General features: G+C 57.0%; 24 protein-coding genes and 2 pseudogenes. 7 read left to right on the top strand and 19 right to left on the bottom strand.

The genetic code is table 11. From position 1 onward, the window contains the following. Positions 1 to 98: 98 nt before the first annotated feature. The 13 genes and pseudogenes from RVM24_RS19630 to RVM24_RS19570 form a co-directional block, all read right to left on the bottom strand. Positions 99 to 866, bottom strand: coding sequence for a MipA/OmpV family protein (locus tag RVM24_RS19630; RefSeq protein WP_011784133.1), 768 nt, complete (start codon positions 864 to 866; stop codon positions 99 to 101). A gap of 71 nt (positions 867 to 937) precedes the next feature. Then, complete coding sequence (locus RVM24_RS19625; RefSeq protein ID WP_011784132.1) at positions 938 to 2,020, bottom strand: aldo/keto reductase; 1,083 nt, start codon at positions 2,018 to 2,020, stop codon at positions 938 to 940. A gap of 61 nt (positions 2,021 to 2,081) precedes the next feature. Then, positions 2,082 to 2,678, bottom strand: a complete 597-nt coding sequence (locus RVM24_RS19620) for a TetR/AcrR family transcriptional regulator (protein ID WP_011784131.1) — start codon at positions 2,676 to 2,678, stop codon at positions 2,082 to 2,084. 138 nt (positions 2,679 to 2,816) lie between these two features. Continuing rightward, positions 2,817 to 3,485 carry a cupin domain-containing protein gene (locus RVM24_RS19615; RefSeq protein ID WP_011784130.1) on the bottom strand — a complete coding sequence of 223 codons (669 nt, stop codon included), beginning with the start codon at positions 3,483 to 3,485 and terminating at the stop codon, positions 2,817 to 2,819. Positions 3,486 to 3,532: 47 nt separating this feature from the next. Continuing rightward, on the bottom strand, positions 3,533 to 4,153 hold the full coding sequence (locus RVM24_RS19610; protein WP_011784129.1) for a glutathione S-transferase family protein: 621 nt from the start codon (positions 4,151 to 4,153) through the stop codon (positions 3,533 to 3,535). 228 nt (positions 4,154 to 4,381) lie between these two features. Then, complete coding sequence (locus RVM24_RS19605) at positions 4,382 to 4,849, bottom strand: GbsR/MarR family transcriptional regulator (RefSeq protein WP_011784128.1); 468 nt, start codon at positions 4,847 to 4,849, stop codon at positions 4,382 to 4,384. Then, positions 4,833 to 6,266, bottom strand: coding sequence for an efflux transporter outer membrane subunit (locus tag RVM24_RS19600; protein WP_011784127.1), 1,434 nt, complete (start codon positions 6,264 to 6,266; stop codon positions 4,833 to 4,835). Before RVM24_RS19600 ends, RVM24_RS19605 begins: the two co-directional genes overlap by 17 nt. Further along, a complete protein-coding gene (locus RVM24_RS19595; protein ID WP_011784126.1) occupies positions 6,256 to 9,423 on the bottom strand; it encodes an efflux RND transporter permease subunit in 3,168 nt (1,055 codons plus the stop codon). Before RVM24_RS19595 ends, RVM24_RS19600 begins: the two co-directional genes overlap by 11 nt. Beyond that, a complete protein-coding gene (locus RVM24_RS19590; protein ID WP_431475421.1) occupies positions 9,420 to 10,619 on the bottom strand; it encodes an efflux RND transporter periplasmic adaptor subunit in 1,200 nt (399 codons plus the stop codon). The genes RVM24_RS19595 and RVM24_RS19590 overlap by 4 nt, the downstream gene beginning before the upstream one ends. A gap of 110 nt (positions 10,620 to 10,729) precedes the next feature. Then, entirely contained in the window at positions 10,730 to 11,662 is a 933-nt protein-coding gene (locus RVM24_RS19585; protein ID WP_230713465.1) for a lipid A deacylase LpxR family protein, read from the bottom strand. 334 nt (positions 11,663 to 11,996) lie between these two features. Continuing rightward, the gene (locus RVM24_RS19580; protein ID WP_011784123.1) at positions 11,997 to 12,443 is read right to left on the bottom strand and encodes a MarR family transcriptional regulator; all 447 of its coding nucleotides are present in this window, start codon (positions 12,441 to 12,443) and stop codon (positions 11,997 to 11,999) included. A gap of 186 nt (positions 12,444 to 12,629) precedes the next feature. Continuing rightward, positions 12,630 to 13,469, bottom strand: a complete 840-nt coding sequence (locus RVM24_RS19575) for a universal stress protein (protein WP_011784122.1) — start codon at positions 13,467 to 13,469, stop codon at positions 12,630 to 12,632. A gap of 101 nt (positions 13,470 to 13,570) precedes the next feature. After that, a pseudogene (locus tag RVM24_RS19570) lies at positions 13,571 to 13,729 on the bottom strand (MarR family transcriptional regulator); the annotation flags it as partial. A 203-nt stretch (positions 13,730 to 13,932) separates the two neighbouring features. Here RVM24_RS19570 and RVM24_RS19565 point away from each other — a divergent pair. Next, positions 13,933 to 14,565 (top strand): annotated as a pseudogene (locus RVM24_RS19565) (transposase); the annotation flags it as partial. On the opposite strand, the gene RVM24_RS19560 reads toward RVM24_RS19565, so the two are convergent. Together RVM24_RS19560 and RVM24_RS19555 are read right to left on the bottom strand one after the other, a co-directional pair. After that, on the bottom strand, positions 14,518 to 14,727 hold the full coding sequence (locus tag RVM24_RS19560; protein WP_022988836.1) for an IS66 family transposase: 210 nt from the start codon (positions 14,725 to 14,727) through the stop codon (positions 14,518 to 14,520). The pseudogene RVM24_RS19565 and the gene RVM24_RS19560 overlap by 48 nt on opposite strands. A 63-nt stretch (positions 14,728 to 14,790) precedes the next feature. Beyond that, a complete protein-coding gene (locus RVM24_RS19555) occupies positions 14,791 to 14,961 on the bottom strand; it encodes a hypothetical protein (protein WP_220150157.1) in 171 nt (56 codons plus the stop codon). A gap of 376 nt (positions 14,962 to 15,337) precedes the next feature. Between RVM24_RS19555 and RVM24_RS19550 the strand changes: the two genes are divergently transcribed. The 6 genes from RVM24_RS19550 to RVM24_RS19525 all read left to right on the top strand — a co-directional run bounded on the left by RVM24_RS19550 (position 15,338) and on the right by RVM24_RS19525 (position 18,330). Next, positions 15,338 to 16,186, top strand: coding sequence for a hypothetical protein (locus RVM24_RS19550; protein WP_011784118.1), 849 nt, complete (start codon positions 15,338 to 15,340; stop codon positions 16,184 to 16,186). After that, positions 16,179 to 16,454 carry a hypothetical protein gene (locus RVM24_RS19545; protein ID WP_011784117.1) on the top strand — a complete coding sequence of 92 codons (276 nt, stop codon included), beginning with the start codon at positions 16,179 to 16,181 and terminating at the stop codon, positions 16,452 to 16,454. The genes RVM24_RS19550 and RVM24_RS19545 overlap by 8 nt, the downstream gene beginning before the upstream one ends. A 70-nt stretch (positions 16,455 to 16,524) precedes the next feature. Then, on the top strand, positions 16,525 to 16,914 hold the full coding sequence (locus RVM24_RS19540) for a hypothetical protein (protein ID WP_011784116.1): 390 nt from the start codon (positions 16,525 to 16,527) through the stop codon (positions 16,912 to 16,914). Between the two features lie 120 nt (positions 16,915 to 17,034). Continuing rightward, the gene (locus tag RVM24_RS19535; protein WP_022992177.1) at positions 17,035 to 17,667 is read left to right on the top strand and encodes a recombinase family protein; all 633 of its coding nucleotides are present in this window, start codon (positions 17,035 to 17,037) and stop codon (positions 17,665 to 17,667) included. Between the two features lie 48 nt (positions 17,668 to 17,715). Further along, positions 17,716 to 17,874, top strand: coding sequence for a hypothetical protein (locus RVM24_RS19530; protein ID WP_022992176.1), 159 nt, complete (start codon positions 17,716 to 17,718; stop codon positions 17,872 to 17,874). A gap of 105 nt (positions 17,875 to 17,979) precedes the next feature. After that, positions 17,980 to 18,330 carry a DUF7673 family protein gene (locus RVM24_RS19525; RefSeq protein WP_081699727.1) on the top strand — a complete coding sequence of 117 codons (351 nt, stop codon included), beginning with the start codon at positions 17,980 to 17,982 and terminating at the stop codon, positions 18,328 to 18,330. Between the two features lie 32 nt (positions 18,331 to 18,362). On the opposite strand, the gene brxL is transcribed toward RVM24_RS19525, so the two are convergent. Genes brxL through RVM24_RS19505 form a run of 4 tightly spaced genes read right to left on the bottom strand, consistent with a single transcriptional unit; the run spans position 18,363 to position 24,708 of the window. Continuing rightward, positions 18,363 to 20,414, bottom strand: a complete 2,052-nt coding sequence (brxL, locus tag RVM24_RS19520) for a BREX system Lon protease-like protein BrxL (RefSeq protein ID WP_022992174.1) — start codon at positions 20,412 to 20,414, stop codon at positions 18,363 to 18,365. Positions 20,415 to 20,426: 12 nt separating this feature from the next. Next, a complete protein-coding gene (gene pglZ, locus RVM24_RS19515; protein WP_022988841.1) occupies positions 20,427 to 22,925 on the bottom strand; it encodes a BREX-1 system phosphatase PglZ type A in 2,499 nt (832 codons plus the stop codon). Continuing rightward, positions 22,922 to 23,659, bottom strand: coding sequence for a DUF4276 family protein (locus tag RVM24_RS19510; RefSeq protein WP_268877796.1), 738 nt, complete (start codon positions 23,657 to 23,659; stop codon positions 22,922 to 22,924). Before RVM24_RS19510 ends, pglZ begins: the two co-directional genes overlap by 4 nt. Beyond that, positions 23,596 to 24,708 (bottom strand): AAA family ATPase, encoded by a 1,113-nt coding sequence (locus tag RVM24_RS19505; protein WP_022992172.1) that lies wholly within the window; start codon positions 24,706 to 24,708, stop codon positions 23,596 to 23,598. Before RVM24_RS19505 ends, RVM24_RS19510 begins: the two co-directional genes overlap by 64 nt. Positions 24,709 to 24,768: the final 60 nt, after the last annotated feature.

Genomic DNA, 24,768 nt, shown 5'->3' with positions numbered 1-24,768 from the left:
CGAAGTAATCCTTACATAGCCGACGAAGCCAGAACCGGGAGATTCAGGGGTTACTTGCCCATTCCCGTGACAAGAATTGCCCCGGTCCCCGAAGACATTCAGAATCGGTAACTCATAAAAACACCGGTGTAGGCTTGGGTAGCCTCCCCGATATCACTGACAATCGGGCTATCCTCGGCATCGCCGGTTAATTGTGACACCCCAGCGGTCGCGGTGACCGACCATTGCGCAGACAACGAGTAGGTTAAACTGCCTGTCAGGCCATACCGGGCATAGCCATCAGGGCTATAAGAGGCCAAGCCGGAGCGGGCACTTTCCGTATCGGAAATACCAAACCTATCGTCTGTCCAGTCATCACTGCTGTAGGTCAGGTTCGGCCCCAGGGAGGCAAACCATTGATCGCTGAACTGGTTCCGCCATCGTGCCTTAAGCACCACCTGATAGCCATCGACATCGCCGGTGAAGGGAGATTGGACGGCTGCGCTGTACGACCATGCGTCGTGGTTGTAAGCAACGCGCAAGCCGGCGATCGCGCCGCCATCAATCTTGTCCAGGCGTTCAAGATCCTCGTCATTGTCGCGCCCCGGAATGTAACCAATAAAGGGCGACAGCTTCCAGTTGCCGTGGCGAATCAGGTTCCAGCCAAGACCATCGCGAATGTTAAAGTAGAAACGGTCACCATAGCTCACATTGATCGTCGGCCAGACCCTGGTTTCATAATCGTCGCTGCCAAGGTAGTCCGGAGTATAGAGTACACCCGCACCCAGGCTGGCGTCCCACGCCGAGTTTGCCAGGCCCGGGGTTGAAACAACCAACAGCGTCGTCGATGTGGCCAGTAGCCACGGACGTTTAACTTTTGACAGCATAGACGAGTTTTCCCGTTGTTTGGCTGCGCAGCCAAGGCGCAGCGAAATGTGTGCAGTGGGTCGCTATCGGATTAAGGCTCGGAAGGATTTCGGTACCCGGCCATCATTGCCATCATCCAGCCCGGGTACTCCTCCGGGATACGACTCACCTCGTCCAGAGCTTTACGCTCGTCATCAGACAATCGGATCTGTGCGGCCCGGATATTGGCTTTCAACTGATCTGGTCGCTTGGCACCAACAATAACACTGGATACAGGTTCCTGGTGCAGTAGCCACGCAAGAGCGATCTGGGCCACGGTGACGGGTTCGCCGTCAATCTGCTTTCCGTCAGCCACCTCACGCATGACCTTGATAACCTCTTTGCCCCGCTCGCGGTTAACCGGAGGGAAGTCGAACTTAGTGCGCCGGTTCTCCTCGGATACGTCCGGATCCTCGTATTTGCCGGAAAGGTAACCGCCGGCCAGCGGGCTCCACACCATCAACCCGACCTTTTCCGACGCCAGCATGGGGATCACCTCCCGTTCCAGGTCGCGCCCCACCAGGGTGTAGTACGCCTGCAGAGACGTTACCGGGCACAGGTTGCGGGCCCGGGTGATACCGATGGCCTTCATGACCTGCCAGGCGGCCCAGTTAGACAAGCCCACATAACGCACATGGCCCTGTTGCACCAGGGTGTTCAGTGCCTCCAGGGTTTCTTCGATCGGGGTGGCCGGATCAAAGCCATGGATCTGGTACAGATCAATGTAATCGGTCTGCAATCGCGCCAGGCTCGCCTTGCATTCGCTCATGATGTGGCCACGGGAAGCACCACGGGCATTGGGGCCCTCGCCCATGGGGCCGAGCACCTTGGTGGCCAGCACGACATCTTCCCGGCGAACGCCGAGGTTCTTCAGGGACTGGCCGACGATGCGCTCGCTGGCCCCGAAGCCATAGATGTTGGCGGTATCGATAAAGTTGATTCCCGCCTCCAGAGCGATCTTCACCAGTTCGTCGGCCTGTTCCTGCTGCAACTGGCCGATCAGGCCCCAGATGTCTTCATCACCGCCGAAGGTCATGGTTCCCAGGCAGAGTTCGGAGACGAACAAGCCCGAGTTTCCGAGTGCTGTGTAGCGTAACGGATTGTGATCAAATCTTGGCAGGTTGTGAGGGGTCATGTTGCACCTCCTGATAACAGGTTAATGTCACGACTTTCTGTCGCGTCTCATTCACTGCCATTCAAGCGCCAGTGTTGTTCCCTTCCGAAGCACTTTGGCAGCGAGCCCTTAAAAGTTGTGTAGCCGCATCAAATGGAGCTGGGTCTTGTGCTGTGCGTGCCGCCAGGTGGGCGCCTTCCAGCGTGGCCAGGGTTGCGCAGGCTTCTTGTGAGGGATCAGAAATGGACGAAATTGACCCATCCCTCAGGCCCAGTTCAAAGGTTGCCCTGGTCCAGTCCAGCACCATTGCCCGAACGCTACCCACCCGGTTGACAACCGCCTCGGGCAGGCTTTCGCGACAGATTGAAAAGGCAACGCACAGGCAGACGGTCTGGCCGTCATGCAGGGCACTTCGGTACACAGCGATGAGAGCACTCAGGCGTTCGCCGGCGCTGGAACAGGCCGCCTCTATTTCAACCAGCCGCTCTTTCAGGCTGGTGTGATACCGCTCGATCAAACGCTCCGACAAGTCCGCCTTGGTCGGAAAATGATAATGAATGGAAGCCTTTCTGATGCCAATGGCCTTCGCGAGATCCGCATAGCTGAATCCGTCAAACCCTCTTGATCGGGCGGTGCGCTCTGCGAAGTCTAACAGGGCGGTTCTTGTGTCACGGTTCATAATTAGTCAATGGTTAACGTCGTTCACTCAGGCAGTTGCCGTGTATGGCACCTTGATCAGGGGAAGGTTACGATTCCTTCCCCTGATCAAGCCCTTTTTGGCTCTTTGGCAGCCCAGAAATGTTCAGGCTCCTGCTGGTTACACTTCAGGGGTCCTGACAAACCGAAGGTGCCCTGTCTTCATCCAGATTTTCGCCCCACGGGCTCCGGCCGTTGCGGACAATGCTTCTCCTTCGGGCAGACGCAGCCAAGCATTCCTGCCCAGCACTTCATCGTTTACCGTGACATCGCCGTCCAGGACCAACACCTCGATCCCGCCGGCCGCCTCTGATGTCAAGTTAGCACCGGGCTCAAGCTTGCGGTGAGTGACCGTTTCACGCTCGTCCTCATGCAGGAGCGAGGTGGAAATGCCCTCCACCGGAGCACCCAGTTCCGCTTCCATGTTTTTGCTGAACTGGGTGCGGTCCGCCGGGTCGAACTGCCAGAGCTTGACAAAAATCGTACAGCCCTCGGCAGAGCCTGGTACATGAGAGGTGGTTGGCGGATTCCGCACATAGGTTCCCGCAGGATAATCCCCATGTTCGTCCTGAAACACACCGTCAAGTACGATGAATTCCTCACCACCGTCATGAGTGTGCGCCGAGAACCGGCTGCCTGGCGCATACCGCACAATACTGGTGGCACGGGCCACTTCGCCACCGATACGATCCAGCATTCGCCGCTCCACCCCTTTCATGGGTGAAGGGCGCCACTCAAGCTGGTCAGTATCAATGACCACGGGCTTTGTGAAATCTGCATTGATTTCCATGCTCTGTCCTCCGGTTAATCAGTCCGCCAAGCCAAAAGGCCCGGGCATCAGCCGGTAATCGACGGACGGGCCGCGACCCGGGCACGCCAGGCCAGGAGATGATCCAGGTGACCGGGAATGTCAACCTTGGCGAACTCTGCAAACACCAGTCCGGCATAAGCCGTGATATCCGCAACAGTGAAACGGTCACCAGCAAGAAACTCGTTTTCCGCAAGCACCTCGTTGAGATAGGCCATCGTGGACTGAGCGACCTCTTTCTGCTTATTACCCCAGTCAGGACATTGCCATGTCTCAAGGTCGGGCCCCAGTCCCCGGGTTGCGTGGTGGAAATACGCGCCCACCGCATTCATCAAACCGGATTCGGCACGAATATTCATCATCGCGATAACCGCACGCTCTTTAGGCGAGGCGCCCGTCAGGGAGGGCCCGTCAAACACACCGTCAAGGTACTCAGTGATGGCGTTGCACTGTGCAATGCAGGTGCCGTCATCAAGCTCCAGTACCGGCACGGTGGCATCGGGGTTCTTTGCCCTGAAATCAGTGGTACGGTGTTCACCACCCATGACATCCACCGGGACAAACACCACTTTATCGGTGGCACCTTTCTCGGCAAGGGCAATGCGAACGCGCAGCGGGTTGGGAAAGCCTTCAGTGTCGTAAATTTTCATTGGTTACCTCTGTTGGTCATTAAGCATACGACGTTTAATTTACCTATCAGTAGATAGGTGCGCAAGAGGCAATTTAATTAGTCTGCTTTGCTTTGAGCCGCTGACCAGACATTCCAGATGGCAAAAACCATTCAGGCCTCCTCGCAGTAACACCAGCCAGGGTTGCTCTGACATAGCCCGCGTTTCCTTCAGGCCCGGATTAAATCCAAGGTTAAACCTTTGATGTTATTATTTTTTATGTCCATGGATTTGAGATTTCAGCTGCTTTAGAAGGTCTTTGGAGCTCTCATAATACAGGGTGTAGAACTGATCCAGATCAGCCAGCTTGGCAAGCGTTTGTTCATTGGTAATGGTTGCCTTGGCTTCGGCGATCACCTCCTTTCTGGCCTCGAGCCGTTTTATCTGCCCTTCCACCAAGGCAGCGTAGGGATGGGGACGAATCGCGAAGAAGTCCTGGCGCTCACCCGGCATTGTTCGACGCTCAACAATGCCGAGTCTTTCAAGAAAGCACGTATTCGTACTGACGCTCGCCTTACTGACACGCAACGTATCCACAAGCTGCGATGAGCTGACGGGACCATCCGACACGATCAGTGTCGCCCAAAGTTGCCCAGCGATGCGGGAAAAGCCTTCAGATTGAGCCTGAAGACCGAGGCGCTCAATAAAACGCCTGTCTGATTCAGTCAGTGTTTTCATAATCAGAAGATTGCAATGAATTCTGCCAACCCCCGCCCAGCGCGCGATACAAATTAACCGTCGACTGCAAGTGATCGCGCCGCGTTTCCACGAGATCAAGTTCGGTTGTAAACAGGCTTCGTTCAGCGTCCAGCACCTCCAGGTAACTGGACGCGCCACCCTCAAAGCGCAATCGCGCAAGTTTAGCCGTGCTTCGCAGTGCTGCTACCTGCCGGGCCTGCGCTTCCAGGCGATCTTCGGTACCACGCACCCCGGCCATCGCGTCGAGCACCTCCCGAAACGCCACCTGAATGGCCTGACGATACGCAATCAGGGCCTGGCGTTGACGCGCCTCCGCCTGATTGACTAGTGCCTCGGAACGCCCGAAGTCCAGCAACGGGCCGACTAACGAGCCGCCCAACTGCCACGTGGATGCCGAACCCTGGAACAAGTCGCCACCGGACGCACTTCGCAGGCCCAGCAGCCCCTCGAATGAAATCCTGGGCAGAAACGCCGCCCGGGCAACACCGATTTCGGCGTTGGCCGCGATCAATTCCTGTTCGGCTGCGGCAATGTCGGGTCGCCGAACCATCAGATCTGCTGGTCGGCCTGCAGGGATACTGGCCGGAACATCCATCTCACCAATGGTATTCGCTACGGAAATATCACTACGTACAATCCGTTGTGGATCTCGCCCCAGAAGCACTGCCAAGGCGTTTCGCTGAAGGGAGCGCTGTTGGCGAAGCCTCGGAAGTTCGGATTCAGCGGCCGCAAGCTCGGATTCTGCCTGCCGCAGGGCCAATTCATTAATCTCGCCTCCTTCAAACCGGGCCCGTTGCAGGGCGACCGATTCGCGGCGGGACGACACGGTGCGTTCCGCGATGTCGATCTGACGATCAAGCGCACGCAAATTGAAGTAACCATTGGCCACCTCACCAATCACGGCCAGTCGCACGGCCTCGCGATTCGCTGCACTGGCCAGAAGCCGTGCCCGGGCTGCTTCGCTGGCATTGGCAAGCCGCCCCCAGAGATCCAGCTCGTACGATAGAACACCGCCAACCTGGATATCATTGAAGGGTTGACCACCAGTACTGTTGACGGACTCCTCACTCGGGCCCTGGCGCACCGCGGAGCCCTCCACCTCCAGAAGTGGGTATCGTTCTGCCTGCTGTCCGGTAAGGAGCGCCCTTGCTTCGGCAACCCGGGCAGCGGCGAGCTGCAGATCGTTGTTGGCATCAAGTGCCTCCTCAACAAGCGTGACAAGTGCCGGATCGCCATAGCCACGCCACCAGTCCAGAGGGAGTTTCTCGTCCGCCGAAAGTCGTGCGGACGTCCAGTTTTCCGGCATCGACGGCTCGGGCTTCTTAACAGTCGGCGCGAGTGAGCAGCCACCAAGTGACAACACCATCAAAGTGGTCAGCAATACCTTAACGGTCATCAGCCACACCTCCATTTGCCCGTCCGGGAGCGGCCGCAGCCGAGTCATCCTGGTCTCTGGAGCCACTCAGAAAATCCGTGATACGGCGGACGACCACATAGAACAGTGGAATAAAGAACGTCGCCAGTATCGTTGCCGAAATCATGCCGCCAAGAACCGCCGTTCCTATCGCAATACGGGTGGTTGCACCGGCACCACTGGCGAAAGCAAGCGGCAACACACCCATGCCGAAAGCAACCGATGTCATCAGAATCGGCCTCAAGCGCACTCGCGCCGCTTCCTTGGTTGCCTCGATCAATTTCATTCCCTGATCCTCTAACGAGCGGGCGAACTCCACCAGAAGTATAGCGTTGCGCGCAGTCACACCAACGGTGGTCAGAATGCCAACCTGGAAGAAGACGTCGTTAGGAAGCCCGCGAACCATCGCTGCAAGTACCGCCCCGAGTACGCCCAAGGGCACCGCCAGCATCACGGAAATGGGTATGGTCCAACTTTCGTAGAGCGCGGCGAGCGCCAGAAACACCACCAGTGCCGACAGCGCGTAAAGCAGGGATGCCTGGGCACCGGCCTGGCGCTCCTGATAGGACAGGCCGCTCCAGGCGCCGGCCACACCGTCCGGGAGTTGAGCGATCAAACGTTCGACCTCCGCCATGGCCTCACCGGTACTGTAGCCCGGTGCCGGCTCACCCTGAATCTGACGGGACGGAACACCGTTGAAACGCTCAAGGCGCGGTGAGCCATACTCCCAGCGTCCGTTCGTCACTTCGCTCAACGGGGTCATCTCTCCGTTAGCGGCTCGCAGATACCACGCCTCAAAATCCTCAGGCAGCATCCGGAAAGGGGCATCACCCTGAACATAGACTCGCTTGACCCGCCCCTCATGGAGAAAATCGTTAACGTATTGCGAGCCCCAGGTCACCGACAGAAGTCGACTGATCTCGGACGGCTCTATGCCAAGGGCCTGCGCCTTTTCGTAATCAATGTCCACTTTGTAGCGGGGATTGTCCGCCAAACCGTTGGGGCGCACACTCGTCAGCACGGGGCTTTCGGCCGCCAACTGCAGCAATTGACCTTGCGCTGCCATGAGCGCTTCATGCCCGATGGCACCCCGATCCTGTAAACGCAATTCAAAGCCCAGGGCCTGCCCCAATTCCGGTATCGGTGGCAAATTGAAAGCAAAAGCCCGCCCATCACGCACCAGCCCGGCAAGCGCCCGGTTCGCCCGCTGAATGATCGCGTCGGCGCTTTGCGTCTCGGGATCGCGCTCACTCCATGGCTTGAGATTGACGAACGCCAGTCCCGCGTTCTGCGCCCGGCCAGCGAAGCTGAAACCAGCGATTGTGAAGAGGCCCTGCACCTCATCCTGGTCCATGAAGTAATCTTCGATAACCTGAATCGTATCGATTGTGCGCTGCTGGGTCGCACCGGCGGGCAACTGATACTGCACCACGGCGAACCCCTGGTCTTCCGCGGGCAGGAACCCGCCGGGCAACCGCACAAAGAGAACGGCCACCAGGCCGACGATGCCCAGGAACGCCAGTGTGTAGAGCCAGGCGTGGCGCGCCGTATGGCCAACCAGGCGGACATAGCCCCGGGTCAGTCGCCCCAGGCCTGCCTCAAACCAGCCGAACAGTTTTTGCAGCAAGGTTCTTTCATGCGTGGGCTTGAGGATCCGACCACACAGCATGGGGCTCAGAATCAGAGCCACCAGCACCGAAAGCACCATGGCACCAGCAATACTCAGGGAAAACTGCCGATAGATTGCCCCGGTGGAGCCCGGAAAGAAGGCCATCGGGATAAACACCGCAGACAACACCACGCCGATGCCAATCAGCGCGCTGGCTATCTGCCCCATGGACTTGCGCGTCGCCTCCATCGGGCTCAGGCCGTCCTCATGCATCACACGCTCGACGTTCTCAACCACCACGATGGCGTCATCCACCAGAAGGCCGATCGCCAATACGAGACCGAAGAGAGTGAGCATGTTGATGGAAAAGCCGAAGGCCGCCATGATCGCAAAGGTGCCCAGCAGCACCACCGGGATTGCGATCGCTGGTATCAGGGTAGCCCGCCAACTCTGGAGAAATACCAGCATGACCAGGACCACCAGGGCGATTGCCTCGATGATGGTTGTGACCACCGCGTCGATGGAGGCCTCCACGAAGGGGGCCGTCTGGTAGGGATACCGAATCTCCACCCCTTCCGGAAAATACGGCTCGAGCTCCTGGAGCCGCGCTTTAACAGCCTCTGTGACCGCAAGCGAGTTGGCACCCGGCGCCAGATTGATGCCAAGGCCGGCTGCCGGCTCGCCATCGTAGAAAGTGTCAATCTGGACTGCACCGCCGCCCAGCTCAACGCGGGCAACATCCCCCAGGCGCACCCGGGACCCGTCGGGCATACTCTTGAGCAGGATGTTGCGGAACTCTTCGGTTGAGGTGAGCAAGGTCTGGGCGGTGACCGTGGCATTGAGCTGCTGACCCTCGACCGCGGGCAGCCCGCCGAGCTGGCCGGCGGTGACCTGGGCGTTTTGCGCCTCGATGGCGGCGCTCACGTCGGCGACGGTCAGGCCGTAATTGGTCAACGCCGAAGGGTCCAGCCAAATCCGCATCGCATATTCAGAGCCGAAAACCTGCACGCTGCCGATACCAGTTACCCGTCCAATGGGTTCGGCTAACTCGGAGCTGATAAAATCGGCGATATCCAGCTTGCTGAGGCGACCGTCGGTAGAGACGAATGCCATTACCATCAGAAAACTGGTGCTGGATTTCTCGACGCTGATCCCCTGCTGGCGCACCACCTCCGGGAGCCGCGGTTCCGCCAGTTTGAGCTTGTTCTGCACCTGGACCTGGGCAATGTCCGGATCGGTGCCCGCCGCAAAGGTGAGAGTAACCGTAGCGTGGCCTGAGGAATCCGCTGTTGACCCCATATAGAGCAAATTGTCGAGGCCGGTCATCTCTTGTTCAATGACCTGAACCACCGTATTGGACACGGTGTCCGCCGAGGCGCCAGGATAATCGGCCTGAATCTCCACCGCCGGCGGCGCCACCGACGGGTATCGCTGGACCGGCAAAACGAAGATCGCCATGATGCCCGCCAACATGGCGACAATGGCCAGAACCCAGGAAAAAACGGGCCTGGAAATGAAGAAATTAATCATTGTGCGGGGCCCTCGTCGTCGGAGGCGCTTTTCTGTGAACTATCCTTGCCACTGGCTTGCTGGTTTTGGGTGGGATGTAATGGAACATCTGCCTCAACCGGCTTCACCTTGGCCCCTGGCCGAACCTTTTGCAGACCGGAGACGATAAGGCGACCCCCCGGCTCTAACCCGTTCTCCACCAGCCAGAAAGCGCCAATGGCCCGCTCTGCCTCTAACTGGCGGGCAACAACTTCTCCCTGCGGGTTGACCAGCAACGCCGTGGCCTCGCCTTGCGGATTACGGCTCACGCCCTGCTGCGGCGCCAGAAGGGCGTTCTCCCGCACCCCCTCGCTCAGGCGAACGCGCACGTACATTCCAGGCAGAAGGTCTTCGTCAGGATTGGGGAAAACCGCCCGCACAGTGACCGAACTGGTGCTTTGGTTGACGGTAACATCCGCAACGTCAACGCGTCCCTTATGCGGATAGAGAGTACCGTCATCGCGCAACAAAACAGTCTCGGCTTCATTTAGGCCGGGCTTAGAAGCCGCGCCCTCATTCAGAGACGACCGAATTCGAGCCAGTTTTTCGACCGGTAGCTGAATATCGACATACATGGGATCAAGCTGAACCACGCGCGCCAGGACCTGGGGCTGATTGGCGGTTACCAGTGCACCCTCCGTGTACAGTGTCGGGCCAATGCGCCCGGCGATGGGAGCCTTGACCTCGGTATACGCCAGCTCGATACCCGCCGTTTCGACCATCGCCTCGGATCGGGAGACATCCGCCCGGGCTGCCTCCAAGGCCGATAGCGCTTCATCACGCTGACGCTTGCTGACCGCATTCTTCTCAAACAAGTCTGACGTACGTGCCCACTCCCGCTGAGCCTGTCGCAATTCGGCCTGTGCGCGCTCCAGTTCTGCCTGGGCCCGTTGATGGGCAGCACGGTATCGGTTGGGGTCGATCTGGTAGAGGACCTCACCTGCTTTGACCTGGGCGCCTTGTTCAAACAAGCGCTCCTGCAAAATGCCCGTGACTTGCGGCCTCACTTCCGAGATACGGTAAGCGGCGGTCCTGCCCGGCAGTTCCATTGAAAGGTTCACACGCTGCGGCTGCATTTCAACAACCCCGACTTCCGGAGGCGGCGGCGCTGACCGTTCAGCCTTTGCCTGACCGGAGGAATTGTCACAACCAGCCAGCAAAAGAACCGCCAACCACATTGGCAACATGCGGACCCCAAATAGCCGCACCATCAAACTCTTCTCTGTCTGCATATAACTAACCTCTGAATGGGCAAAAGACTCAAAAACCGTTCAATTCATGCCTTCACTTATAACCAGGTAGACAGAACGATCGATCCAAACTGATCGACGCCGTCCTTTTCCTCGAATTCTTCGCTGCGCCACAGGTAGGTGTAGGCGATCTGCCAGCGATCCCAGGTCAATGCCGCACCCACCTGAGCATCGCCAACCCACTCACGACTGTCAACGGAGTGGCTGTCCTCGAAACTGTTGCCGTCGAGCAGCAGGTTGTGTGCTGTATAGCGCCCTTCTACGGCAGCGAAGACGTACCAGCTAAAGCCCCGATCCCGCCGAAAAGAAGATTGCCCGCCTTGTGCGGGGGCGACTGACGGAATGCCGAAACTACGATCAAGCCCCTCTCCCAAACGAAACCCAAGGCCGCTGGAAGCGTAGGTATACAGGTTGCCGAGCGCAAACCCGGCAGACGGTCCATATTCCAGGCTTAGCTCAGCGACATCCTGTTGTTTAAGCCAGGCCCGTTCATAACCAAAATTAATCACTGGCTCGTTCTCAAGCTGGTTGTCCCAACCCCTCGGCTTGTCTGCCGCAATAAGATCGTGGAAATTTCGTTGGACTACCTCAGCACCGGAAGCCGGTCCTACGATGCCCACGTCGATATGCAGGCTGTCTGCCAAACGCAAGCCACCGTGCTCCCTTTCGCTCAGTAGCGAAATTCCACCAAACAAAAGGCCGGCATAGGGGCGGTCATCTTTAATAAGCGTTTCGACCTCTATATCTTCGGGCGTATAGATCTGTTGCCCGAGCCGGTACGTTACGCCCGCAAGAGTACTGCCAGACCAGCCCGGAATGACGTCCGCAAGACGGCGGGTCCAATGTCGATCCGGGGGCTCAAAGGCCCAGATCACCTCTACGCCGTTGGTGTATTGACCATCGCCACCGGCGGAAAAGGCATCGTTTTCCACTTTCAGGGACAGCAGGCCGTCGGCGGAAGCTGACGTCACAAGGAAGCCCAGCAACAAACCTGAGCACCAACTCCAATAACACTTTTTGCCACGTCGAGATTTCAATAAAGCGCCCTCTGTCAAGGCGGGTTGAACCGGTTGCAAAAGACCATACTCCCGGATGCTGCCCCACTTTCCCGTGCCAGTTGATTCGGTGTTCCGCCAACAATGATAGGAAGGCTGCTGCAAAACTTGTTCATTTCGTTCAGCATGGACTGAACGTAACACACATAACGACGGACCGCCAGCCGTGATGGAACCGTCCTGTGCCGGCGAAATTTGCGGAACGCTCCAATCCTAATCTTGTCGCTCGCGTCTGAAAAATGTCTCGGGTTCAGTAATATTTGGGGTTGGCGGAATTTTCCATAACCCGTTCAAACACACGCAGAGCGACTTCCAGATCCTGGTCTTCAATGCCTTTCAGCATCTCCTCTCGCAAGAGATTCGCCCGCTCATTCAGTTCGCTCGAAAAGCGCTCACCGGTATTGGTAAGGTACAGCAACCTGACGCGCCGATCATGCTTACAGGGCCGTCGTTCAATCAGCCCCTGCTCTTCAAGGCTGTCAAGCAGACGGACCAATGTCGGATTCTCGATCGTCATCAAATGGGCTAACTCCCGCTGGGTCAATCCTTCACCACCACGCTGCAGGCAGACCATGGTGAACCAACGAGCTTGGGTAACCCCCAGGTCTTTCAGGCGCTCATCCAGTAACTTGCGCCAGCGCCTTGCCACTCGGGCATTGGCGAAGGGAAACTGATCTCGAGGGATTTGCGGGTCCATATCACTGTCCTGATATTGCTGACTCAGTAACAGTAAATCGTAAGCTAATCATTGAGGCAAGTCTGCGTTACGCACTAACCAGGTTTGCGCCAATTCGACCTGCAATTCAAGCAGGTTCTCAGGCCAGCTACTAAGGAACTTCTCCGAAGGGCTCCGTCAATAGCCCGCCAGCGCGTTCGTTTATAGTCAACGAGACACCAGCACAGGGATTGACGCTTGACAGAGTACAGTTCGAGTAGCGCTACCCAGCACCAGTCGGGTGAGCCGCGTATGGCCATAGGCGCCCATCACCAGCATGTCGGCATGGAACGCCCGCGCCTGCTCGAGTAGCACCGGGCCGACCTTACCACCGTCGACTTGTTCCAGTGTTACCTGTACGCCATAACGCGCGAGGTGGCGACACAGGTCCGCGCCGAAATCTTCTCTACACTCCAGCTCGCCATCCGGTTCATCGCAGACACAAACCACCTTCACTGCTTCTGCCTGGGCCAGGAAGGGTAACGCATCGCCGACAGCTCGTGTTGCCTCCCTGCTAGCGTTCCAGCCAACAACGATACGTCGTCCAATCCGTCCGGCCGGCCACTCGTCAGGAATGAGTATAGTCGGGCGTCCAGACCCGAAGATAACATGCTCGGCCATCCTGACCGTCATGGAAGGTTCAGGGGAGCTTTCGAAGGGAGGGACCAACGCCAGCCCTGCATAGCGCGCGTGTAGCATTAATTCCTCCGCCACCTCGCTCTCGGACAAGCGCCACTCTGCGCTAATACCTCTTGCGCGAGCCATTGCCTCAAACCGCTCCCTGACCTGAGTCTCTGCGTCCCGAACACGCACGCGATGCTGTTCGAGCAAGGCGCGCATGGCGGGGCCGGCCACAGCGTACGCATGAGGCATCGCTCTCAGTGGCGTTGCCACAAACACCGCTATCAGGCAGGCATCCCAGCACGCAGCGATGTCAGCGGCGATCGCCAGTCGCCGGTCATAGGGCCGAGCCTCTTCAAGAAAGACAACGATATCCTTAGGTAGCATGCTTCACCTCCTGGTCACGCGCTTTCCATAACCTACTCAAAAACACGCAGGCGGACCAATGTCGGATTCTCGATGACCATCAGGTGGGCTATATCCCGCTATGTCAGCCCTCCACCATCACGCTGCAGGCAGACCATGGTGAACCAGCGAGCCTGGGTAGCCCCCAGGTCTTTCAGGCGCTCATCCAGCAACTTGCGCCAGCGCCTTGCTAACCGGACACTGGTGAAAGGAAACTGATCCCGAGGGATTTGCGGGTCCATGTCACTGTCCTGATACTTATTAAGCCCTCTCCCCAGTCTAGCGGTTGACCGCTAAGCTGGAAGGCGACCAAACACCACAAGGGAGAAGACTCAATAAACTTTATCGTAGCACCTACCATCATTATTGTGGAATCAATCTGCTGCATGCCTGTACGTCTGTATCATCAACCAGCAGGGGGAGGTGTTGCTACACAAGGAAATCAAAGGACGGCAACTTCCCGCTGGCCTACACCTATCCCAACGAGATGCGGGCCACCCGCGACCTACTGCGACGACGCTTCCGCATCGTCCAGCACGGGGCCATGCTCAAAACCCACGTGGTGAACACCACCAGCCAATACAATCCGCCACCCAATAAGGTAAACCTTAAGAATGTGGGAGTCCGGGAACAGGTTCAGGCGGCCTTTGCCGGACAGAATGTCCAGCACAACATCAATCTCGACCTGGCCATCATCGAGTGCTATCACCGTGAGCTGAGCAAGCTTGAAGAACACCTGGAGCGGCAAGCCAAACAACATAATCCCACTTCTCTGAGTGTGCTGAGGACCATTCCCGGTGTAGGGCGCATCCTAGCGCTGACCATTCTCTACGAAATCGGTGATATCCAGCGCTTTGAGTCAGTTCAGAAGTTCGCTTCCTATGCCAGACTCATCAACTGCAAAGCCGAGTCTGCCGGCAAGGTGGATCCTGGCCACCGCAAGCGACGGGGCCTCGGGCTGTTTGTTCTGTCGGTCAGGATGACACCACTTCGCCAGCATCGCCAGACAGCCGCCAGAACCAGCCGGATCTCATCTTGCCTTTTTGGGGGCCTGACCGGCCCTGGTGGCCGGCCTTGATGAGCGTTTCGTCGATGGCCAGTACCGGCTGCGCGGCACGTTGTCGGTCTGCGCATCCACAATGGGGCGCAGCAGGTCGATGGCTCGCTTGACCAGCTTGGTCAGGGTACTGCGGCTGATGGTGATGCCGGATTGCTGGATGCGCTGGTGCTGACGATACAACGGCAGGGGGACTGAAACTTGTCCACCAGCAGGCTGACATCGGCCAGGCTGTTGTGCAGCACGTTAAATAGAGCCGGTGTTGTCGCAGGCTTCTCGGTGCCCTTTGCGCCGGAACACCGGGCGTTCCACCTTCAGCACCACGTAACTGGAGGCCCGCTGGGCCAGCCGGTAGGAGGTTTTGGTGCCGAGGATGTCGTACTGGTCGGCGTCAGGCCCGATCTGCTCCGATGGCATGTGTTCAATGACTTCCACCGGCACATCGGCACTAAAGCGCAGACCAGTATCGTTCAGGCAGTCGTCATCCCGCTGTTTCTTGCATGAATAGAAACTTTTTCTCTATTGGCCCGGTCGGTTACTACCCATGCTTATAAACTGGGATAAGTGGGAAACTGGGAATTTCTGATCCTTTTCCGATTTACCAACACCTCGCCTCAACCGAAAAAAACCTACTGGCAAGTCTAGCAAGAGCGGCACTCCCGATGCACCACTGCGGATACACCGAAGTTTGTACTGACAGCGCAACACATTGATTTTATTAAATATTATTTTGATTTTCCTCTTGCATATTTGAAACTTCGTGCGAATATTTTAGAAAACGCAGGAGTTCAAAATGACCAAGTTGAAGACCATTTGTTTTGCTGTAACTACAGCCGCGCTCGCGGGTTGCGCTGTCATGCCTCGACACTATGACGACGAATCATCCCGCGCACTGAATCTGGCCCGTGCCGGCGGCGTCTACGATCAGGACCTGCGGGATTCACCAGACGGGACGCGCTCGCATCGAAAGGGTTTGCTGGTAAGCGCCCTCGACCTGGCCAGATTGGCCACCTCATTAGATGCGCCGCTTCGTCATCTTACCGGCACCCAGACGCTGTTCTTCAACGCCACTGACATCATGATGACGCCGGACAACCCTTCGGCGCGACCCAGCCTGATGGGCTGGATGCCGGAATCACTGGCGGCGAACGAGGATGACGCCTATGACCACTATGTTGCCGTTGTAGATGAGGCCATCACCCAGGCCGCCGAGTCGATGGCGATAAATGTAACGAAGCTCACAGACGTGAAGACGCCGGAGATTGATGGGAACCCGCTCATGCTGTGGTCGGTAACAGTCGAGCGATATGGCTGTGCCGATAGCAACTGCATCATCGCCTATAACATCCAACAACCGAATCACTGGAAGACACCAAGCTATGTCATCGGCCGTGAAGCAGCCAGTTACAACATCGCTGCCAACCATCCCGAGAAATATTCCCGACTGGTATTTCGGCAGTCCGGCCATGAACGTACCTTTCCTGTAGATGAATTCTATGGCGCTGTCAGCGCCGGCATGCCTCCCTGGATAGTGATGTACTTTCCACCGAACACCGTGATCCAGGACGGCGAGCCGCTCCCCTATCCGGTGTTGTATGAACAGGGCCAACAGCTGATGTTCAGGGAGCCCGACCATGAGTGACTGGCACGATGAACTTGAGTTGGCACTGCTGCCGCTGGAGGACCTGAGAGTCGATAGCGTCTACATGACTTTTGTGATCAGCAATGCCCTGAGCGAGCGAGGCATTTTCCATCAATGCCGGATCGGATACGCGGAGGACCGACTGAGCCGAATGACCACCGCTCCCCATTGCTGGGTCGAGCTCGAGCAGGACTTGAGGGCGATGACGAACGATGCCTACAGCAAGGTGAAACCGCCGTGGCTGGCCGGGCAAGCCGCAGCGGCCTGACGCCGGGAAAAACTTGCATTTTCTCAGGTTCTGGTAGCTTCGAAGTAAAGAACTATCGGGGACTGAGGCCATGGTAAGAGTGGCAAAAATCGTAACAGTGGGGCTCGCCGGGATCGGCGTTGTGGAGCTCGCCTTTAGGGGTACCGATGCAGCGCTTTACGCATGGTATTTATTGTTCGTGCTCTGGGTGGTCGCACTGTTCATTCGCTTCGCACTGGCCGTAGTCGATGCCTACAAGACGGTTTTCGCCAAGGGACCCGATGGGGAAATGACGTTTCCTGAATTCGAACAAAAGATGGCGTCGTTCAGTCGAGGCAGTGATGAGGAGGCAACCGGCGCGGGCAACAAGGCAACTTCCGGCAATGGGAGCAATGGCGGTACAGAGGGTTTCTTCGATGACGACAGAATCAACCAGATTTATCGAGCGGACGATCCGTTCGGGGAGTTTCTCGACTCTTGAGGTGGTTCCTTATGGGTACAGATCAGGAGAACCAGAGGTTCGAACCCGGTAACGGCCACCAGAACCACCTAAACCAGACCGGCCAGAGAGAACCACTTATAACAGACTGAGGAACCGACGATGTTTATTCGAGCCTACCTTCGGGCATCCACGCAGGAACAGAATGCGGAGCGAGCCCGGGAGTCACTGGTACAGTTCGCAGCCAACCACGGTCAGCGTATTGCCGCTTTCTACGTGGAGAACGTGTCCGGCGCTACTTTGCACCGACCCGAGCTGATGAAGCTGATCACAGATTCCGGTGAGGGTGACATTGTGCTGGTCGAACAGATCGACCGGCTGGCTCGCCTCAAAAAAAGTGACTGGGACTCCCTCAAGCAAAAGCTGGCCGCCAAGCGGTTAGCCATCGTCTCCCCGGAATTACCAACCAGTTGGCTCGCTCTGGAAAAGAAAGACGACACCGGATTCACCGACTCCATTCTACGAGCGGTCAACGCCATGATGCTCGACATGCTGGCTGCCGTGGCCCGCAAAGATTACGAAGACCGTCGGCGCCGGCAGTTCCAGGGCATTCATAAAGCAAAAACGGAGGGCAAGTACCAGGGGCGGCAACCAGACCTGAAGCGCAGACAGCACATCGCCAGCCTGCTACGCAGTGGCCACAGCTACAGCGAGATCCAGGAGATGCTGAGTTGCTCGCGGCACTTGATTGCGTCTGTCGCCAAAGAACAAAGACAGGCCGATGCTGTGGCCTGAAACCAACAAACTGCCCTCAAAGGGCAGTCAACTATTGGAGACGTGAATATGCTGAACCTATCTGCCACACTGATTGCATTCCTGAGCTTTGTCGCAGTTGTACTTTTTATCTGCGTTGTGGCCTACCGCAACGCGGACCGGCTGGAAGCGTTCCTGGAGCGAAAGTTCCGAAAAAAATCACCCCGACACAATGGCGATCTGAAATAAATTCGGGGCAAACCGGTGTTCTTGCCCAAAACGGGCAGTTTGAGAGCCGTGCCTACTGCGTCGTCCATGGCAGCATAATCGTGAAGTCGATATGAGGTTATGCACATGACGGACAAAACAGCCATGCTTCCCGAAAGCTTTCTATTTTTGCTGGAACAGGAAGAAAAGCGGAGGCAGCTGCGGGAGGACGCGGGGCTTCCGGCTCTCACAATACTGATCGACGCCGCTCATAGTGGAGGCGGCCAGGCCCGGCATATCCGGCGATTCCTGCTTGGCCTATATAACGCGAGTCACTGGCCATTCGAGCTGAACCGGCTGAGGGCCTTGGATGCCGAGCTGCAACAGGCTGCGTTGCAGGTTCTGGCGCTGGATTGGAATGGCCGGGAGGTTCACACCTATGTGCCGGGTGGTGACGAGCTGTTTCAGTCCTGGTGGGAGTGGGAAGCGAGCGCCTGACACACCGCCTCCCATTGCACTGCCGGGTGGATCTATGACTGTTTGATGAAGGTAATTTCGAAGGCCTTGCTAGACCGAAACTGCTGCAACCGGTTGGCAAACGCGAAGGCTTCATTCATCTCGTAGTGCTGGAAGATGTCCAACCCCCGATCCAGCGATATCTTCCAGCCGTGGTCCGTAACGATATGACGGGCGTGAATGGTGCCGCTTTCGTCAAACGCCCAGGTGAAGTCGATGCCCACGGTGCGAGCGGATTCCTGGATTTTTTCAAAACTCTCGTCTTGCAGGTCACCCTTGAACTCGTCCCTGACGGTGACGAGGTGAACCTCCACTTCATCTTCTTCGGCCTTGTTCTTCACGATGGCTTCGAGAAACTCCATGAAATTGCGGATCTGGTAGAAAAGCCGGATGTAGGGGTCTGTGACGGTGATCTTGCTGGCTCCTTTCAGGTATGCGCCAAACAAGCCGTCGAATGAGATGCCCTTCTGATTTTCCTGGAAGGTCAGGTGCTTTTCTTCCAGTACTGGCTCGGGGGCATTCAGCTCTTCTGGCTCGACACCTTTAACGTCCGCTGTTGGCTCGGGTTCTACTCCCTCGTCATCAGGAGTCGAGACCGTCTGGTGGTAGTAGCCTGGGTACTCTTCCTCCTCAAGTGTCGTGACCAGTATTTCCTGGCCTTGTTGATCCTGATAGGAAAAGCGTACTTCGCCGTAGGTGGTATCAATCCGCTGTAACTGGTCCTTGACCCGCTTGCGCCCCTCAATGGCAAAGCGCAGCACTTCTTCAACCTCTTCCCTGGTCGCTCCCCCCTGGGGGAACAGGATCTTCATCAAGCCGGAAAAGGTCTTGTTAATACCGTCCCGATCACGGGTCGAGATATCCGAAGAAAGGGTAAAGTGCTCCTTATACTGGTCGGAGTAATCGTAGTTCCGCATCGAGCGCAGGATTTCTGCAAGGTAGTCCACCACGAAGCCATAGCCGTCGGAGAACATCTCGCCCCGGATGATGTCGACCTCCCATCCCGGAATATAGAAGTGGATCCGGTCCAGAAAGGCAGAATCGTAGAACTTGTCCGGCAGTTCATCGAACAGGTCTGAATGCTTCAGCATGTAAGGAACAGTGTGCCGGGTGTTCCCCACGAACACCATGGACGCCTCGGCGCCCAGGGTTTCCACGCCACGGGAGAAGGACTTGTTGGCCATGTAGTTCTTCATGATGTCGACCAGGGCCTTGTCGACTCGCTTCTGTTTACCGGCGAATTCGTCAAAGGCCACGCAATCCCAGTAGCCCACCAGGCCGATTTTGCCGCTGGAGTTATTCACAAACAGCTTGGGTACGGTGACTTCACCACCGGAAACCAGGATCCCATGGGGCGAGAATTCGGAGTAAACGTGGGATTTACCCGTCCCCTTGGGGCCAAGTTCGATAAGGTTGTAGTTCCGCTCGCAGAACGGAATCAATCGGACCAGTTGCGTCAGCTTGCTGCGCCGTCCGAACATCTCCGGGTTAAAGCCGATACTCTGGATCAGCAGGTCAATCCACTCATCGGTGCTGAACTGCTGCCGCGCGGCAACGTAGGCGTCGTAGTCGAAGTGCGATAGCTGAATCGGCTTGAGGGTGGACAGAATCCAGGGGCTGACGTTCTGGTCTTCAGAAAATACGTATTCGATGTCCGCAATGCACCATACGCCGCTTACCAGCAGTTTGGGGTGGGCCTTGACGGTCCCAGAATCCACCAATACCTTCTTGATTCCCAGGTTGGAAAACTGCGCCTCGTAGGCATCCGTCTTCTCATTCAGGGCCACACTGATCTTGTCGATAACCTTGTAGCGCCCCTTTTCCTTGATATTCGAGCGCACCAGTCCGGCCTCGTTCCGGTGGACATAGTGCTTGGCCAGAATCTCCTTGACCGTTTCAATCCCTGTTTTAATCGTGGCCTCGTCGTTAGTGGCGCAGTATTGGCCGAGCAGATACTCCAGCACGTATGAGGGAACGATGGCGTTGCCCTTGACCGTTTTCACCAGGTCTTTGCGCACCACCAACCCGGGGAAGTGTTCGTTGATCTTTTGGTCAAGCGTACTCATTGGCTATAACCCTCAGAAATCAAAATCGCTGGTAAAGGACCGCCGCATCAAATACCTGAGCGACTTGTATTCCTTGTAGTGGGAGGTGCCGGCGTGCTGTTCTTCCAGCTTCAGGAAAACCTCCTGGCCGTTGGCCTCGTCCGCCTTGCGGCTGAGCACAAAGCGCACCTGAAGCTCCCGCTCGCGGGGGTTCTCCGAGGTCAGGTCAAACGACAGTTCGTGACTGTCCGAAATCAACTCCCCTGACTGGGTATAAATCCCAGCCCGCAGGTGGCGAGGCTGTACTTTCTCGGTAACCGGTCCGGACTGATACAAGGTGACGGCCAGTTGGCCGGAAGTGATCACCGAGCTGGCCCCACGCAGGATGTCCACCTCAACGGCGCTGACATCACTCTGGCGCTTCTTGTTAACCTTCAGGACTGGAATCACAACCTCCTGAAGGGATGCGCCGCCATGCACAAAGCGGCTGCCAGAGCCTTTAAGACGCAGCCGGTTGATGGACTTGGGAATCTGCACTTCCATATCGCCATCCAGCCCAAGCTGCTCAGACGAGAAGTGATGGAAGGCCGGAGAGGCGGACAGCCCCTTACCCAGCACGAACCGACGGTCCCGGTAGCGAATATCATCGCCAGAAACGGCATCGCCCAGGAAATCACTCTCATCCAGCTCACGGTTCTGGTAAATAAAGCCATGGTCAGCGGTGATCAGCAGGTTATTGGCGTTGGCCGCCGTGAGCTTCTTGATCAGTCGAATCAGGTCATCCAGGGTTTGTTCTGCGGCTTCAAAGGCCTGCCCCTCTGAATGCATCTTGTCGCCGGTGTGATCGATGCGGTTGTGGTAGATGTACAGCACATCATTACCCTTGAGCAGCTCACGGCTGTCTTCCCGGTTGAGCTGCATAAAATCCTCCGCCTTGACGGCCTGGCCCCGACCATCCAAGGCGGCCTGCAGGATTTTGGTACGGTTGACCGTGCCCTGTGAGCTTTGGCCATCCACCAGTACCGTACCGGTATCGTTGTCGGCGATTGCCAGGGACTTGTTGGGCAGTAGCGCCGCCATACCGAGCTGGGTATAGCTGGGAAGGGTCGAGAGTGCCGGTTCAAGCTCCGCGCTGTAGCGATCTTCCTGCCGGATAAGGCCCAGCAGCTCATCACCAATCTCATAGCGCATGGCGTCGGAAATGATCACGCAGATCCGTTTGTCCTTGCACAGGTACGGGCGAACCCAGTGCTCGAAAAAGGCTGTTTGCTGAACGACCGGATAGGCCTCCCAGCGCGGCGCGGCATCCACGTGAACCTGGAAGCCGTCGCCCAGCTTGAGCAGGTAGTTGTTGGAATACAAATTCTCCACCTGCTCACTGAGATCGCCCATTAACGATGCCTGGCCGGACATGCGCACATGGTAGGTAAATTTGCGGTAGAGCTGATCCAACTGGAACCAGGAACGGCTGTATCGCTGAACGCCGTCGGAGAGGCTGTCCATGGTGAGACGAGCCTCACCGAGCATCTGGACAAAACGGGCCGCAAACTCAATGGCTTCATACAGGTGGCGGAACTCCCCGTACCAGTGGCCCTGGCGCCGCTGCCGTACCCACAATGCCACATCGCCACTAGTGACCGTGCGGCCTACCACCGCCCGCACCAGGTCACTGATAATCTTCTGGTCGATTAGCCGGAAGTAATCCAGCTCAACCAGGTCCCGGAAGTCCCGCTTACCCAGATCCTGCTCAATGCCCAGCACCTCGGCACACTCGGCAGACAGGGTTTCAAACCCCTGCTCGAACTGCCGGCTGTCTTTCCAGCGCTTGAGGAACACCAGGGCGTCGCCGGTCAGTTTGACATCGCCATCGGTACCCATGGCGTAGCAGGACTTGAACAGCTCGATCACGAAATCGCGCAGGCTGGGTTCACTGGCCTCGTAGCCGTAGAAACGGGTCAGTTGCTCCCACAGGAAGCTGCCCAGACCACAGCGCTCAATCAGCCGGATGCCATCATCACGGTCTTCAGCCAGTTGCTGCAGCAGGGTTTCCACCACCGAGTCCATACGGGGCTCGCTACCGGCACACACGGCCAGCATCTTCAGGCGCAGCTGGCCGGCGGTATCGTCCGGCTTCAGCAACTTCTTCAGTGCCTCCTTGCGCTTGATCGCCTGAAAGAACTCCGTATGGGCCTGAGCTATCTCGGCGAACTCCAGGCCCAACTCCAACTCGGACAGCCAGATGGCCACCTGGTCGGTCCGGAACTCGCCGTGGGCCAGCTGTACGTCCAGCAACCAGTTGTCCAGATCCTCCGGTTGTGGCCCTTCTTTGTACAGCAAGAATTTCTGTTCCGGTGCCTCCCGCAGGATGCGATGTTTCAGGCCGTACTCGTTGTTGGCGATCTCCAGCTTCTCCACGTCCGGAATGGAAACCGCCTCGAAGTCACTGCGCAGCTCTTGCTTGGTGTCGTACCAGAACACAACCCGGTGCTTATCGAAAAGCCTGCCCAGCGCATAATTGATTTGCTGGCTCATTCTTTGCCCCCGAGCTTCTCCAAGCGCGACACCCACTCATCAAAGTGTTTGCATGAGGCCCGCAGAGCACCGAGGCCGATGTGAGCCGCAACCGATACCCCTGATGTCACCTTGTCGTACTCCGGTATCTCTTTGAGAATTCGTTTTGATGGCGCTGTTTCTCGACCGTCATTGATGAGCTCCGGATTTTGGGAGCCGACCATCTTCACTAGATTTCCAATTGGCTGGTCGTGCTCCAGGTACTCCCAATCCAGCTTGGCCGGGTCAGCCAGAATCAGGCTTTCAAATTCATGCAACTGGATATAGGGAATAAAGTTTGGCTTGTTCATTTCATTGCCAAAAGCAGCTTCGAGCCGTTCGATCCTTTGATAAGGCTCCAGCCGTTCCGCCTCGTCAAATCCTGGGAAATCGTCTGGCAAGGCATATAAATCGAACATGCTGGTAAACCAGCATTCCTGGTTGGCGTCTTCCTTCATCCAGGTTTCGATGTCTGCTTTTGCCTTCTGGTAACTGATCAAGCCACCCCGGTATTCTTTGGCTGCCCGTTTGTCCTTGCTCGTTAACACACAGCGCGCGTCGGTGTAGACATCAAAGTGCGCCAGATGGGGTGTCAAAACCTGGTCGACGAAGGCTTTCTCGGTCTGGCCCTCTGCGGTTATGTGCAGTCGAATCACGGCTGCCCTCCCAACACATTTTTCTCCCAAAGCTCCGAGAGGCTGTACCGTTGCAACCATTCACCCAGCGCCTCCGCTTCCAGACGGTGGAACGAGCTGGCGCCGGTCTTTGAATCGCGCTCCACAATCACAATCTGCTCCGGCAGGAATTCATCCACCAGCCGTGTGGACTGGGTGGCCAGGACCACCTGCGTTTTCTGGGATGCACGTTTGATCATACCGGCAAGCTCAAGCGTGGCAGCCGGATGCAGACCCAACTCCGGCTCATCCAGAACGATCACTTTTGGAAGCAACGCCGGTGGCTGCAACAGTAGTGTGGTCAGCGCCATGAAGCGAAGAGACCCGTCGGAAATCTGATCCGGACCAAAAAGATAATCCTGGCGGTAGGTATCAGACCAGTTCAGTCGCACGAAACGGTCATTGCCAGGAAGGGTATCCAGTACGAAGTCGTTGAACTGCGGCATAATCTTGCGAATATGCCGGACAATTCGTTCGTAGTAAGGACGATAGCTGTCCGACTCCTTCAACATCTTGAGGAAGGCCGCGAGGTTGCCCCCATCGCTGCGCAGGTAGGACACATCATCAACGTACACCCGGTCCTTGATTCGGGCGGTGTCGGATGTGTCGTGAAACTGGAAGGTTTGTATGCCTCTGAGCAGACCGGTAAGCACTTTACTGGTGGGCCGATCATCCTGCCCCAGATCCGCTTCGGGGCCACCACTGGACAGAAAGTATTCCTGCGGTCTGGGGTGACCGGCCTTGTGATAGCTTACCTGTTCACCGCTGACGAACAGCCGGTCCGGCAACCCATACGATAGCTTTACATCGTAGGAGTCCGTGGTGCTGTCATCTTCCAGTTTCACGCTGAAACTCAGCGATTCGGTCACCTTTGGGCCATAAAACAGAAGCTGGCTGACGCCCTGCCTGCCAACGTACTGCTGCAGAGCACCAGTGGTCATAAATCCCAACAGCCGGAACAGTGAAATCAGGTTACTTTTCCCGGAGCCATTCGCCCCCAACAGCACCGTGACATCGTTAAAGGCAATACGCTCGTAGTCGTGATTGCTGATGGATTTAAAGCCTTTAACGGCAATTTCTTTCAATTTCATAGGTAGCCCTCCTTCATGAGCGACCTGGGATATTCATGAGAGGCCTGGGAAATTCGATTA

The organism is Marinobacter sp. KM021 (genome assembly GCF_050707965.1).
Lineage (GTDB): Bacteria > Pseudomonadota > Gammaproteobacteria > Pseudomonadales > Oleiphilaceae > Marinobacter > Marinobacter shengliensis.
The sequence above is the reverse complement of the archived record's forward strand: the minus strand, read 5'-3'. Positions and strand labels throughout refer to the sequence as shown.